The 13,547-nt window shown below is 49.2% G+C and carries 11 protein-coding genes; 10 read left to right on the top strand and 1 reads right to left on the bottom strand.

Features of this window, described 5'->3' with window-relative positions:
* Positions 1 to 44 precede the first annotated feature (44 nt).
* Complete coding sequence (gene dnaK / locus Pan241w_RS10175; protein ID WP_145214618.1) at positions 45 to 1,952, bottom strand: molecular chaperone DnaK; 1,908 nt, start codon at positions 1,950 to 1,952, stop codon at positions 45 to 47.
* 675 nt (positions 1,953 to 2,627) lie between these two features.
* On the opposite strand from dnaK, the gene pheA reads away from it, so the two are divergent.
* The 10 genes from pheA (at position 2,628) to cimA (ending at position 13,486) form a co-directional block, all read left to right on the top strand.
* Positions 2,628 to 3,791, top strand: coding sequence for a prephenate dehydratase (pheA, locus tag Pan241w_RS10170; RefSeq protein ID WP_145214615.1), 1,164 nt, complete (start codon positions 2,628 to 2,630; stop codon positions 3,789 to 3,791).
* A 286-nt stretch (positions 3,792 to 4,077) separates the two neighbouring features.
* On the top strand, positions 4,078 to 4,851 hold the full coding sequence (gene tpiA / locus Pan241w_RS10165) for a triose-phosphate isomerase (RefSeq protein ID WP_198000447.1): 774 nt from the start codon (positions 4,078 to 4,080) through the stop codon (positions 4,849 to 4,851).
* A 173-nt stretch (positions 4,852 to 5,024) separates the two neighbouring features.
* The gene (gene secG / locus Pan241w_RS10160; protein WP_145214609.1) at positions 5,025 to 5,567 is read left to right on the top strand and encodes a preprotein translocase subunit SecG; all 543 of its coding nucleotides are present in this window, start codon (positions 5,025 to 5,027) and stop codon (positions 5,565 to 5,567) included.
* A gap of 87 nt (positions 5,568 to 5,654) precedes the next feature.
* Complete coding sequence (locus Pan241w_RS10155; RefSeq protein WP_145214606.1) at positions 5,655 to 6,539, top strand: YicC/YloC family endoribonuclease; 885 nt, start codon at positions 5,655 to 5,657, stop codon at positions 6,537 to 6,539.
* A 66-nt stretch (positions 6,540 to 6,605) separates the two neighbouring features.
* Positions 6,606 to 7,220: a guanylate kinase gene (gene gmk, locus Pan241w_RS10150; protein ID WP_145214603.1), complete on the top strand. Its 615-nt coding sequence runs from the start codon at positions 6,606 to 6,608 to the stop codon at positions 7,218 to 7,220.
* Positions 7,204 to 7,488, top strand: coding sequence for a DNA-directed RNA polymerase subunit omega (locus tag Pan241w_RS10145; RefSeq protein WP_145214600.1), 285 nt, complete (start codon positions 7,204 to 7,206; stop codon positions 7,486 to 7,488). Before gmk ends, Pan241w_RS10145 begins: the two co-directional genes overlap by 17 nt.
* A gap of 33 nt (positions 7,489 to 7,521) precedes the next feature.
* Positions 7,522 to 8,061, top strand: coding sequence for a flavoprotein (locus tag Pan241w_RS10140; RefSeq protein WP_145214597.1), 540 nt, complete (start codon positions 7,522 to 7,524; stop codon positions 8,059 to 8,061).
* 49 nt (positions 8,062 to 8,110) lie between these two features.
* A complete protein-coding gene (locus Pan241w_RS10135) occupies positions 8,111 to 8,740 on the top strand; it encodes a phosphopantothenoylcysteine decarboxylase domain-containing protein (protein ID WP_145214594.1) in 630 nt (209 codons plus the stop codon).
* A 452-nt stretch (positions 8,741 to 9,192) separates the two neighbouring features.
* Positions 9,193 to 11,481 (top strand): DNA translocase FtsK, encoded by a 2,289-nt coding sequence (locus tag Pan241w_RS10130; protein ID WP_145214591.1) that lies wholly within the window; start codon positions 9,193 to 9,195, stop codon positions 11,479 to 11,481.
* 430 nt (positions 11,482 to 11,911) lie between these two features.
* Positions 11,912 to 13,486 carry a citramalate synthase gene (gene cimA, locus Pan241w_RS10125; RefSeq protein ID WP_145214588.1) on the top strand — a complete coding sequence of 525 codons (1,575 nt, stop codon included), beginning with the start codon at positions 11,912 to 11,914 and terminating at the stop codon, positions 13,484 to 13,486.
* The last annotated feature ends 61 nt before the right edge of the window (positions 13,487 to 13,547 follow it).

Genomic DNA, 13,547 nt, shown 5'->3' with positions numbered 1-13,547 from the left:
TGAGCCCCGCTTCCCATTAAGGTTTCTCTGCAGAATCGAAGGAACTAGTCCTTTTTCTCAAATTCTGCATCAATGACTTCCTCTTCATCTCCACCAGCAGAAGCCTCTTCTCCGCCCGCAGCCGCTCCTTCACCACCGGCAGCCTGACTTTCTTTATACATCTGCTCGGTAAAGGCGTGGGTTGCCTGCTGCAATTCTTCACAGGCCGTATTGATGGCTGCCGCATCTTCGGTTTCCAAAGCATCGTTTACTTTTTTCACAGATGCTTCAATAGCCGACTTCGAAGCAGCATCGATTTTTTCGGCGTGCTCTTTCAACAGCTTTTCTACATCGTAAACAATTCGAGAACCATTGTTCTTGGCTTCTGCCAGTTCTTTTTTCTTTTTATCTTCATCAGCATGGGCTTCCGCCTGACGCTGCATATCTTCAATTTCCGCTTCGGACAGACCACTGGACTGTTCAATGCGAACAGACGTTTCTTTTCCGGTAGCAACATCCTTCGCCGAAACATTCAAGATTCCGTTCACATCGATATCGAAGACCACTTTAATCTGTGGAACCCCACGCGGTGCCGGCGGCAGCTCTTCCAGATTGAACTGACCCAGCAAACGGTTGTCATTCGCCATCTGACGCTCACCCTGGAACACACGCACTGTCACAGCAGTCTGATTATCAGCTGCGGTTGAGAACGTCTGGTCTTTGGTCACAGGAATTGTCGTGTTTCGCTCAACCAGCTTGGTCATCACACCACCTTCGGTTTCAATTCCCAAAGACAACGGCGTGACGTCGAGCAGAACAACATCTTGAACATCACCAGAGATAATTCCCCCTTGAATCGCTGCACCAATCGAAACGACTTCGTCAGGGTTGACTCCCTTGTGCGGTTCTTTTCCGAAGATTTTCTTAACGAATTCCTGAACCTTAGGCACACGTGTTGAACCACCAACCAGGACCACTTCGTCAATATCGCTGGAACTGAGCCCGGCATCTTTCATTGCCTGCTCAACCGGCTTACGACACCGCTCTACAAGAGGATCGATCAATTTCTCAAACTCGGAACGGGTGATCGCCATCTGTAAGTGCTTTGCACCAGAACTGTCGGCTGTAATAAACGGCAGATTGATATCGGTCGTTTGTGATGATGAGAGTTCCTTTTTCGCTTTTTCAGCAGCTTCACGCAGACGCTGTAACGCCATCGCATCATCCCGCAGATCGATTCCCTGCTCTTTCTTGAACTCATCTGCAATATGATTGATTAACTCTTCATCGAAATCATCACCACCGAGGTGACCGTCCCCATTCGTGCTCAATGTTTCAATGATTTCGTCGCCGACTTCCAGAACGGATACGTCAAACGTACCGCCACCAAAGTCGAATACGACAATCTTTTCATCGTTCTTTTTCTCCAGACCATAGGCCAGTGCGGCGGCTGTCGGCTCGTTGATAATCCGGGATACATCCAGACCGGCAATCTGACCGGCATCTTTCGTCGCCTGTCGCTGCGCATCATTGAAGTAAGCTGGCACAGTGACCACAGCTTTATTGACTTTATGTCCCAGATAGCTCTCAGCAGCTTCCTTTAATTTCCGCAAGATCGAGGCGGAAATTTCGGGCGGCGTATAGGTTTTGCTGCCCGCTTCAATTTTGACGTATTCTTCCGGCCCACCAATAATTTTATAGGGAACGATCTTTTCTTCGCTCTGCACTTCGTTGTGCCGACGCCCCATAAAACGTTTGACTGAGTAAACCGTATTCTTCGGATTCGTCACTGCCTGCCGTTTCGCAGGCTCCCCAACCAGTGTCTCCCCTTTATCGGTGAAAGCGACCACACTGGGGGTAATCCGATTCCCTTCCAGGTTAGGGATTACTTTCGCTTCCCCACCTTCCATAATGGAAACCACTGAGTTTGTGGTTCCTAAATCAATTCCAATGATCTTTTCACCTGAAGACATTTAAGTTCCCCTCTTTCCATATTCTTAATTCAGATCTGTACAAAATGCAGAGTCGAGCTGAATCCGCCCATTCCGTACATCAATCATGCGTTTCTTATCGTTTTTAGCAAAGCAGCCAATTTATACAGGCTGTTTGTCTAGATAGCAATGAGTGTGCCAAGTTAATTCCAGCAGCAAAAAAACTAACGTAATCTATTACCATTAAACACCTTACAGACCTCACAACTTTATAAGTCCCAAAAAGGCATGCATAAAAACTGCCATATTGGCACGATTGCAAATCAAACCTGCCGGTACGACAAAATGACATATTGGCAGTTTAGACAGCCGGCCCCTTGAAATAAAGGCTAAACCGTTCACAGGCACTGCCCAACCGCTTGACAGTCCCTAATCACGGCGGTACAAACTAGAACAATTGAAGACTAAGTCGGTTCTTAATCGAAACCGTGCTTTGATTTCATTTCATTCGATACACATAACTCCATATTTAACAGTATCTTATGAGACTTACCTGAGACCTTCGGGAGAAATCCCATGCTGAGAAATTCTTAAGGGATTGTAATCCAATTGTGAAACTGTCAGTAAAGAATGAAGCACAACCAGGGAGGGCGTGTGAACTGGCTGCGGTTAATTTTCTGAGAGACAGAAACGAGACTCACATCCTGAAAGATTCCGATGGCCAAGAAAAAAGCGGTTAACAAACGAACTTCAGCTAGCAAACCGAAGACGCCAGCCAAGAAAAAAGTCGCCCGACAAAGCAGCAAACGCAGCCCTGCCTCGCTTCAATCCGAGTTAAAAAAACTTGACCGGGAAATCGTCAAACTGGTTAACAAACGCTGCTCCATGACGATCAAGCAGATCAAAGGCGATCCAGATCCGCGTAAGGCCATGTTTGATCCGAAATCAGACGAAGAACTGCGCGAGACCATCGAAAAACTCAATTCATCTGGTCCGATGACCAACAACGCCATCCGTGGCGTTTTCCGGCAGATTTTGAGTTCCGCCCGCCGAAAAATTCATCCACAACGAGTCGCGTATCTTGGCCCCGCTTACAGCTACACGCATCTGGCTGCCCTCGAACGATTCGGCGAAGGTGCCGATATGGTTCCGGTGAATACCATCGGCGCTGTCTTTGAAGAAGTGAACCGTGGGAACACGGAATTCGGCGTTGTCCCCATTGAAAACAGCACCGATGGACGTGTTGTGGACACGCTCGATATGTTTACCCGGCTCCCGCTGAGAATCTGCGGAGAAGTTCTGATTGCCGTACATCATAACCTGCTGGCCCGTTGTGAGCGAAGTGAAATCACGGAGATCTACAGCAAGCCTCAGGCACTTTCCCAATGCCGTGAGTGGCTTTCCAGGAATATGCCACAGGCTCATTTGCACGAAGTCACCAGCACCTCAACCGCGGCACAACTGGCGGCAACCAAGCCAGGCGCCGCTGCAGTCGCCAGCCACCAGGCCTCTGTTGAATATGACCTGCAGATTATCGTGGAAGGCATTGAGGACAATGCCAATAATGTGACTCGCTTCGCCGTGATCGGCGAAGAAGTTTGTGACCCGACAGGCAAAGACCGCACTGCTATTCTGGTTCAAATTGCCCATAAAGCAGGGTCACTGGCTGACACACTGCAGATCTTCAAGAAAAATAAAGTGAATTTGACCTGGATTGAATCGTTCCCGTTGCGGGGCGAAGAACCGGGTTACCTGTTCTTTATTGACTTCGAAGGACATATCCAGGAACCCCATATTAAGCGAACGATCAGCGAACTCGAAAAACGTGTGGTTCGCCTGGAAGCGATGGGTTCCTACCCCCGTAGTGGCATTTTGGAGTAACTGACTCCCTTCATTTTGACTGCTTTACCTCGATTTCTCCTCATAATAAGAGAAATTGCGTGAAAAAAGGCGGCATTTCAGGATTTCACAGTGGTTTCCTTGAATCACAGCCCCTGAATCAATAACTTATCCACCACGATACGCCTCAAAAATAACAATTTCCCGTATTTTGATGCTCATAGAATACGGTCTGTTCCTCGCTCCCTGCTCTCTTTTGAACTTTGAGAGAAGTGAATGTTCGTGAGAAACACAAACCCTTTCACATTCTTTAATTACAGGATGAATTATGCGTCGCTTTCTTGTAGCTGGTAACTGGAAAATGAATACAACCAAAGAATCCGGTGCAGAATTGGCTAAGGCTCTCGTAGCTGAAGTTCCAGAAGAGAATCAGGCAGTCGAAGTCCTGGTCTGCCCCCCCTTTCCTTACCTGACTACCATCGGTGATGTTGTCAATGGCTCGGGTGTTGGCTTTGGTGCGCAAAATTGCTACCACGAAGCACCTGGCGCTTTTACCGGGGAAACAGCAACTGAAATGCTCACCGATATCGGTTGCCGGTCTGTCATTTTGGGACACAGCGAGCGACGCCACATTCTCAACGAAACCGACACTGACATCAATTTGAAGGTTAAAAAAGCCCTCGATGCAGGATTGCAAGTCATTCTTTGCGTCGGCGAGTTACAGAGCGAACGGGAATCTGACCAGACGGAAGCGGTCCTAAACACCCAGATGACAGGGGGCCTTGAAGGAGTTGACGCAGCAGCATTTGGACAGATCGTCATCGCCTACGAACCAGTCTGGGCCATCGGTACCGGCTTAACCGCATCTCCCGAGCAGGCCGAATCAGCCCATCAATATCTGCGAAACTGGCTCAAAGAGCACTATTCCGCTGAAATTGCTGATTCCACCCGGATTCTGTATGGCGGGAGTGTGAAACCGGATAACGCCAGGGAGCTCCTCTCCCAAAATAATGTCGATGGCGCCCTGGTGGGCGGAGCCAGCCTCAAGGCAGAACTGTTCATTCCCATTATTCAGGCTGCCGCTGAATTATCAGCCGGTTAACTGAAAACGGTCAATTTATCTCGATTCAGCTGCACTCGGATTGCAGGATCGATTTACAGATCGTATGACACTACTGTATGATACTGCTATTCTTACTCAATATCGAAACGAGTTGTTCCCCTTGTGGTTTCTGCTCGTTCGCTGAATGTTCTATAACCCATTAGGATGACATAATGTTGTTTGCAGCCATTCTGGACCTCGCCACCGTTTTGATGACTCTATTAATGATCTTCGGCGTACTTCTGATCATCATCATCCTCCTGCAAAAAGGACGCGGTGGCGGATTGGCCGGTGCATTTGGTGGGGCCGGCGGACAGAGTGCCCTGGGTACCAAAGCAGGCGATGTCTTTACCAAAATCACAGTCGTTATGGCTGTGATCTGGGTCATCCTGGCAGGGGTTTCTGGAATCGCAACACGAGCCAGCTCTGGAAAATTCCCCGGCGCACCGGGTGCGGTTGCTGAAGGAGCCAGTGCGGTCGATTCCGATAAAGAAGAACCATTAGTCGAAGCTGATGAAACATCAAAGCCCGAATTTAAAAAACCGGCAGATTTAACGGAAACACCAGCGAAACCTCAGACACCAGCCACAGAAGAAAAGACCGAAACGCCCCAATCAACAGAGACACCGGCTCCAACTGAGAAAAAACAGGAAACGCCTGCTAAGCCTGAGGCGAACAAACCTGAAACGACCAAGTCAGAAACAAAACCAAATTAGTCTTTCTGGCAACCATCGAAATAAATTCAAACAAGAGACTGTTCTCTTAACCTCCAAACATTCCTGTTAGACAGAAAAGAGTGCGTTGTGCTGCTAGGCATGACTGGTTTTGGAAGTTCGACTGCTGAAGATGACCGGCTTTCGGTCCAGGCTGAAATACGAACCGTCAACAACCGTTACCTGAAAATATCGACCCGATACCCCGATTTTTACGCAAAGCTTGGCAGCCAGATTGAAAAGTTACTGCGAGGTTCGATTACGCGCGGTACGGTTAACCTGACGCTGAAAATCGATAGCCTGGACCGCACAAGCGACTATCTGCTTGATGAAAAAGTCATCCAGCAATACTGGTCACAGCTCAAGCACCTGACCGAAGTCTGTCACCTCCCGCTGCCAGACAACATCAACAGCCTGCTTTCTTTACCGGGTGCGGCCATTGATAATTACTCGCGATCACATTCTCCAGAAGCCGACTGGCCTCTGATTCAACAGGCGATCCAGGGAGCCCTCACCGAGCTAACCGAGTTCCGCAAAACAGAAGGCGAGTCAGCCCAGGCAGATCTGCTGGCCAGCAACCAGATCATCTGCGATCAACTGGAGATCGTCAAACAGAAAGCCCCGCTTGTTGTCACCAGCTACCGCGATCGACTGCATCAGAGACTAAGCGACCTGCTGCAAGATCAGGAGGTCGAACTCGATCCGGATAGTCTGATTCGGGAAGTCAGTCTGTTTGCAGACCGTTGCGATATCAACGAAGAAATCACCCGACTCAAATGCCATCTGGAACAATTTGATACAATCATCACAGGCAAAACGTCACAAGGGAAAAAACTGGAATTCCTGGTGCAGGAAATGTTTCGCGAAATCAATACCATCGGCTCCAAAGCCAACGATGTTGAGATCTCACACGCGGTGATTGAAATGAAACTGGCTGTGGAAAAAATCAGAGAAAACGTCCAGAACGTTGAATAAAATATTTCATTGTCCCCAAGAACTGAAGACTGAGACGACACAACGATCACTCTGGAGTTTTGTAAAGTGCCCGAACCTCAAGCAAACACACAACCAGAAGTTCCGATCATTGTTCTGTCTGGACCAACGGCCAGTGGAAAAACGACAATCGTTAATCGGTTAATGCAGGAATCACCGGTTAAGCTCGTCAAAGCAATCTCAGCGACGACCCGGCCCCGACGCAAAGGGGAAGTAGACGGAGAAGATTATTACTTCCTGACGCAGGAAGAATTTGAAGAACGACGAAAAAATAACGAATTCCTGGAATGCGAGCAGGTTCATGGGTTGGGATACTGGTATGGTACGTTAAAATCGGAAGTGGATCGGGCTGCCAAAGAGGGAGGCTGGCCGTTTCTGGAAATTGATGTGCAGGGAACATTGAAACTCAAAGAACAGTTCCCCCAGGCCATTACACTCTTTGTCAGAACCTCCTCCGATGAGGAATATGAAAAACGCATTCGGAGTCGAGGCACAGAGTCAGAAGAAGTTATCGAAAAACGGCTGGAAACCATTCGGAAAGAATTGGAACAGGCCAAACATTATAGTCATGTCATTATCAATGACGAACTGGATCGGGCTGTCACTGAAATTGGCACCATCCTGAAACAACGGGAGCAAGAAATTAATGTTGGAAGAATTTAAAGAAGAAGAAATCGTCAACAAAGTCGGTGGTCGATTCAAATTGTCCGCACTGATTCAAAAACGAATTGTCGCCCTGAATCGGGGTGCACGACCGCTGGTTGAACTGCAGACCAAAAATCATATGGAAGTCGTCGTCCAGGAAATCATGGAAGACAAAATCTATCTCGATCAGTCTGGCGAAGTCGCCATCACGGAAGAAGCAGTCAGCCCGCTGGAAGGCGTCGAATACGACGACGCAGGTCCTTCACTGGAAGATTTGGCTCCCTAGTCAAACCAGTTTCATTTGCTCGGAAATGAACTCATGCAGGGGCGTGAAATTCTATTAGGGGTTTCGGGAGGCATTGCCGCCTACAAAGCGGCTGACCTCACCAGTAAACTGGTCCAGAAAGGAGCAGCCGTCAGTGTCGTCATGACCCAGGCGGCTCAAAAGTTTATTGGCGCCACCACCTTTGAAGCATTGACGGGACGCCCGGTCTATCAGGGTGTGTTTTCTCCACAAGAACATTTTCAGGGAGAACACATCGGCCTGGTCAAGCGCGCCGAACTCTTTGTCATCGCTCCGGCAACAGCCAACGTCATCGCACAGATGGCCCATGGTTTTGGCGACGACCTGCTCTCCACGCTGACGCTTACCTGCCCCACCCCCATTCTACTCGCCCCTGCCATGAATGCAGAAATGTGGGCCAAACCAGCCGTCCAACGGAACCTGGAACAGATCAAAGCAGATGGCATTCAGATAGTCGAACCGGGAGAAGGCTGGCTCAGTTGCGGCGTGGTCGGTAAAGGTCGCATGGCGGAACCAGCAGAGATCTTAACCCAAATTGAAGCAATTCTGGGCTGAGACGAAATGACTTCAGCCAGCTTCAACAGCCAGGACGTGAATCAATAACATGCGAATTCTCATCACTGCGGGCCCAACACGAGAATACCTGGATGATGTCCGCTATTTATCCAACGCCAGCAGCGGCCAGATGGGATATGCCCTGGCCCGCTCCGCGATCCAGGCGGGTCATGAAGTCGCTCTGGTTTCCGGCCCGGTCACACTCTCTCCCCCTGAAGGCTGTGAGCTCTACCCCGTCGAAACGACCGATGAGATGTTCAAACAATGCGAGAAACTGTTCGCTGACTGCGATGGTGTCATTGGAACGGCGGCTGTCTGCGATTATCGCATCAAAACCCGCAAACCCGGAAAAATCGCTAAAACCGGCGAAGCCATCACATTGGAACTCGTGGAGACGATCGATGTGCTCGCCGAGCTAGGTACACAAAAAGGGGACCGCTGGGTCATGGGCTTCGCCCTTGAGTCCCAAGACGCGAGGTTCAATGCTGTTCGTAAGCTCTACAGCAAAAAATGCGACGCGATCGTCCTCAATAGCGTCAGCGCGATCGGATCTACTGAAAACCATGTCGAAGTCATTGACCATAGCCAGGAAACCGTCGCGACCTACTCCGGGCCCAAAGCCCAGGTCGCCGATTCTCTGATCGCCTGGATTCAGGAACATATTGCGGCTGGCAAATAAGTCGGCTCTCTTTTATAGACCTGCAACTCGCGAAATCAAGCAGTCGGTATAATCGTTAAGATCGAACGACCCGGCCCGCGCAGCTTCGGCTGATTTCTCTAACCCGACCTTGTCCTCCTCTTGTGGCAAAAACGAAACATCGTTTGTTGACTTTTTCCGACACGCCCTCCATTCGTGTGCTAGGTTTGAGTAGTTAAGGAAATCAACATCTAGCAGAATCCATACTTTTGTTTGGTACGTCTCAATGCCCCCCCATTGAGACACTAGTCGTGAAAATGTTCCCGTCTGTTGACGTTCTTGGGTTTAGTCTCAGACGGGAACCATTTTTACTCGAATCTGATTAATCCCCACAAAAACAACAATTATATTTGCGTCCGCTTTGCGCGCCGTTGATTCCCCTGTTTCAAATACAAACGAAAACTTTTAATAGATAGATTTGCAGGTTGGTCATCATGATCGACATTCATCGATTTAAAACAGATCTGATCGCGCTGGGGTTGCTGGCGGTTACAGTCTTTCTCGGACTGAGCCTGTTCAGCTACGATCCCGCCGATCCACCTGCGCAACTCGTCTACCCCGTTCGTGATGTCGCTCAAAACCTGTGTGGTTCGTCAGGCGCTCATATTGCTCATCTGCTCCGATCCGGCTTTGGAATTGGTGCCTGGGGCATTTTACTGGCGTTGATTGTTGTCGACATGCGAATGTTCTCCCGCCAGCAAGCCGCGGGTGTGATGGTGGAACTCTTTGGCCTGACTCTCGTTCTGATCTCGGTCTGTATTGTCAGCCAGATGATGCTCGGCAAAAATAGTGCCACTCCCTTAATTGGCAGCGGCGGTTATATTGGCGCGCTCGGTTTCTCGTTACTCGAATCCAAATTTTCGATTGCTGGTTCGTTGGTCCTGTTGGCTTCCATGTTTTTTGCCGGACTGCTTCTAACCGCCGACACACTGCCGGTGCGAATTCTTTTCTCCTGCCTGACTTTTCCTTTCAGAGCTTTGAGTCGTGAACCCTCTGAGGAGGATGAAGAAGACGAAGAGGAATATGAAGAGGAAGAAGAGATCGTTGCTGAAGACGAGGAAGAAGAGTACGAAGAAGAAGTCGTCGCTGTTCCCAAATCGAAAAAAGCAAAAAAACGCAAGCCAATCAAAGTCAATCCGCCCGCCGGTCTTCGGATCGCGCGGAAGCCTCAGCCTATCGAGCAAAAAAAAAACAGCTCGTATAAGTTGCCCGGGTTAGAACTTTTGGAAGAAGCGGAAAACTTTCCCTTTGAACTGTTAGCGAAAAAAGCAGAAGAAGCCGCAGAAGTTCTGGAAAATACCTTCGCTGACTTTGGTCTGGATATTCAAGTTTCCGAAATCGACACCGGCCCTGTTTTGACACTGTTCGAACTCGATTTGAAACCAGGCTTGCGTGTCGCCAAAGTCACTGCCCTGGCTCATGATCTGGCAGTTGCACTGCGAGTGCCTTCTGTTCGTGTGGTGCCTTCTATCCCTGGAAAAAATACGGTGGGCGTTGAAGTTCCTAACGAAAAACAAGTCATGGTACGGCTACGGGAACTGATAGAATCCTGCTCGGATGAAGCAGAGAAAAGTCGGATTCCGCTCTTCATGGGTAAAGACGTCAGTGGTCACCCTTTGACAGCCGACCTGTCCAAGCTGCCTCACTTATTGATTGCCGGTCGAACGGGAACTGGTAAGAGTGTGTGTCTGAATACATTGATCCTGTCTCTGTTGATGACGCGGACTCCTAACGAAGTCAAGATGTTGATGATCGACCCCAAAATGGTGGAATTGAGTGGCTATAAACGCATTCCCCATTTAATGCACCCCGTGATTACCGACATGAAAAAAGCGGAAGCCGTTTTAGCGTGGGCTGTCGATAAGATGGAAGAACGTTATGACCTCCTGGCCCGTTGTGGATCCCGTAACATTGAAAGCTTCAACAAACTTGGTAAAGAAAAAGTGCTAGAAATGGCCGGCATCGATCCGGAATCGGACGAAGCCCTGCAGATGCCCGAAAAAATGCCTTCGATCGTGATCGTCGCAGACGAAATTGCAGATATGATGATGACCTCAGGCAAAGACGTGGAAGCACACATTATTCGCCTCGCACAAAAATCGCGAGCTGTTGGAATCCACCTTGTTCTGGCAACACAGAAACCAACCGTTGATGTCATCACAGGTCTGATCAAATCGAACCTGCCTGCCCGCGTTTCGTTCCAGGTTGCCAGCCGTGGCGATAGCCGGGTGGTTCTGGATGAAAACGGGGCAGATGCCCTGCTCGGTAACGGTGATATGCTGTATCTCGCTCCCGGAACCAGTAAATTGACCCGTGCTCAGGGAGCCTATGTCAGTGATGAAGAAATCGAAAGCGTGATCGACTTCTTCAGCGATATGGAACCGGAATACAGTCCGGAACTGGCTCAAATCACTGCTGCCAACTCGAAGAAAAACAACGAAGGCGATTCCGATCGCAAAGAAGACAGTCTGTACAACGACGCAGTCGAAATCGTGATTCGCGAAGGTCGCGGCTCCGTTTCTCTACTGCAACGTGCCCTCGGCGTGGGTTATGGACGTGGTGCCCGTTTGATCGATTACATGGCCGAAGATGGTATCGTCGGCGAATACAATGGCTCCCAGGCACGTGAAGTCTTGTACACAATCGATGAATGGGAAGCCGCCAAACAGAACGAATTCGAAGATGATTATGGCGAAGAAGAATACGAAGAGGAATTCGTTTAACGGCTCATTCTCCTCTGCACTGCCTGGAATCTCGCTTTAAAGAACAGGGAATTCAGAATTTCGTTTGACTAGCACAGCCGGTCTGCTTATGATCTCACCAAACGAGTGTATCTAAATTAAGTTTATTTGCCCGATTTGAAAGTCTTCAGGTCCATGTTGTCTGTTTCCAATACTGTCTGCATTAGCAGCATTATTATTATTTGTGAGATTACAGACTCCCAATGACTTGAGGATCATTACCAATTTAACAGATTTTCATAACCTCAGGTCACAACCTGAGGTTTTTTTATTGCATTCACTAAGACGCATCAAGGATAGACACACGATCGCCTGAAGAGAATAACAGGAGATCGTTTCCGAGTGATTTCGAATTTCAGACAGACGCAATCAACGATTCTTCAATTTTTCACAGTAAAAGAAAGCCCCTACGATGGCCCGAATTCAGATGTATGACACCACTTTACGGGATGGCAGCCAGGGAGAAGGCGTTAACTTCTCATTGGAAGATAAGCTGCAAATTACCGTAAAGCTCGATGAAATGGGCTTCGACTACATTGAAGGCGGCTATCCCCTATCCAATCCGAAAGACACCGAGTATTTCCAGCGCGTGGCAGAAATGGACCTGAAGCACGCCAAAGTAACTGCTTTTGGAATGACCCGCCGGAAGGAGATTGACGCCAAAGACGATGTCGGCATGCAGGCACTCCGTGATTCACAGGCCCCGGTCGTCACGATTGTCGGTAAAACCTGGGACCTGCATGTGACAGAAGTTCTGCGTGTTTCTCTCGAAGAAAACCTGGCGATGATTGCCGATTCCGTCTCGTTCATCAAATCTTGCGGCCGTGAAGTCATCTACGATGCGGAGCATTTCTTTGACGGATTTCGCGCCAACCCGGAATACGCTCTGAAAACCATCAAAGCTGCTGCAGACGCAGGTGCAGATATCATCATCCCCTGCGATACGAACGGCGGTAGCCTGCCTGAAGTCATCACGAAATATGTTGACCTTGTGCGTAGTGAATTGGATACGCCGCTGGGCATCCATTGTCATAACGACTGTGATCTGGCGACGGCCAACTCATTAGCGGCCGTAGAGCATGGCGTCGTTCAGGTCCAGGGAACGATCAACGGTCTTGGCGAACGTTGCGGCAATGCCGATCTGATCAGCGTGATTGCCAACCTCGTCACCAAAAAAGAAGCGTATTCGGTTCTGTTAGATAACAATCTACATAACCTGACTGAGCTCTCGCGTTATGTTTACGAACTGGCCAATATGAATTTTCGATCCAGCCAGCCCTTTGTCGGCAGCAGTGCATTCGCCCACAAAGGTGGCATGCATGTCCACGCAGTCAATCGCATCGCCCGCAGCTACGAACATATCGAACCGGAAGTCGTCGGCAATCAACGAAAAGTCCTGGTCAGCGAGCTGTCTGGCCGTTCGAATATCGTGGCCAAAACGACCAAGTATCAACTCGATCACGACCCGGAACTGCTGACGAAAATCCTGGAAAAAGTCCAGGACCTGGAAAACGTAGGTTATCAGTTTGAAGCAGCTGAAGCCTCATTTGATCTGCTCGTTAAAAAGGTGGCAGGAACCTTTAAACCTCACTTTGAGAAGATCCACTACCGCGTGAACGTCGAATCTGACGCGACCCATGAGCCACTCACTGAAGCTACCATCAAACTGGTTGTGAATGGAGAACAGGAACATGTGGTGGGTGAAGGTGATGGCCCGGTGAATGCACTGGATACGGCGCTGCGAAAAGCACTCTGCCCTGCTTATCCTGCCCTCGAAAAGATGCATCTGGTTGATTACAAGGTGCGTGTCATCAACTCAGCCGAAGGTACCGCTGCCAGCGTGCGTGTTGTCATCGAAAGCAAAGATGAGCACAATGTCTGGAGCAGCATCGGTGTCAGTGAAAATGTGATCGAAGCCAGCTGGCTGGCATTGGCTGACAGCGTCGAATACAAGCTCTATAAGGATGAAGGGACTTTTTTCGACTAGAATGCAGAAAGCCCCAGCGTCTTTAATGCCCGCAACGTTTAATTTTGCTATATCTGACTTT

Source organism: Gimesia alba (genome assembly GCF_007744675.1).
GTDB lineage: Bacteria > Planctomycetota > Planctomycetia > Planctomycetales > Planctomycetaceae > Gimesia > Gimesia alba.
The sequence above is the reverse complement of the archived record's forward strand: the minus strand, read 5'-3'. Positions and strand labels throughout refer to the sequence as shown.

Coding starts and splice junctions, on each gene's coding strand:
- Pan241w_RS10130 (WP_145214591.1), top strand. CDS start 9,193: ATGATCGACATTCATCGATTTAAAACAGATCTGATCGCGCTGGGGTTG.
- pheA (WP_145214615.1), top strand. CDS start 2,628: ATGGCCAAGAAAAAAGCGGTTAACAAACGAACTTCAGCTAGCAAACCG.
- cimA (WP_145214588.1), top strand. CDS start 11,912: ATGGCCCGAATTCAGATGTATGACACCACTTTACGGGATGGCAGCCAG.
- Pan241w_RS10135 (WP_145214594.1), top strand. CDS start 8,111: ATGCGAATTCTCATCACTGCGGGCCCAACACGAGAATACCTGGATGAT.
- Pan241w_RS10140 (WP_145214597.1), top strand. CDS start 7,522: ATGCAGGGGCGTGAAATTCTATTAGGGGTTTCGGGAGGCATTGCCGCC.
- tpiA (WP_198000447.1), top strand. CDS start 4,078: ATGCGTCGCTTTCTTGTAGCTGGTAACTGGAAAATGAATACAACCAAA.
- secG (WP_145214609.1), top strand. CDS start 5,025: ATGTTGTTTGCAGCCATTCTGGACCTCGCCACCGTTTTGATGACTCTA.
- Pan241w_RS10145 (WP_145214600.1), top strand. CDS start 7,204: ATGTTGGAAGAATTTAAAGAAGAAGAAATCGTCAACAAAGTCGGTGGT.
- dnaK (WP_145214618.1), bottom strand. CDS start 1,952: ATGTCTTCAGGTGAAAAGATCATTGGAATTGATTTAGGAACCACAAAC.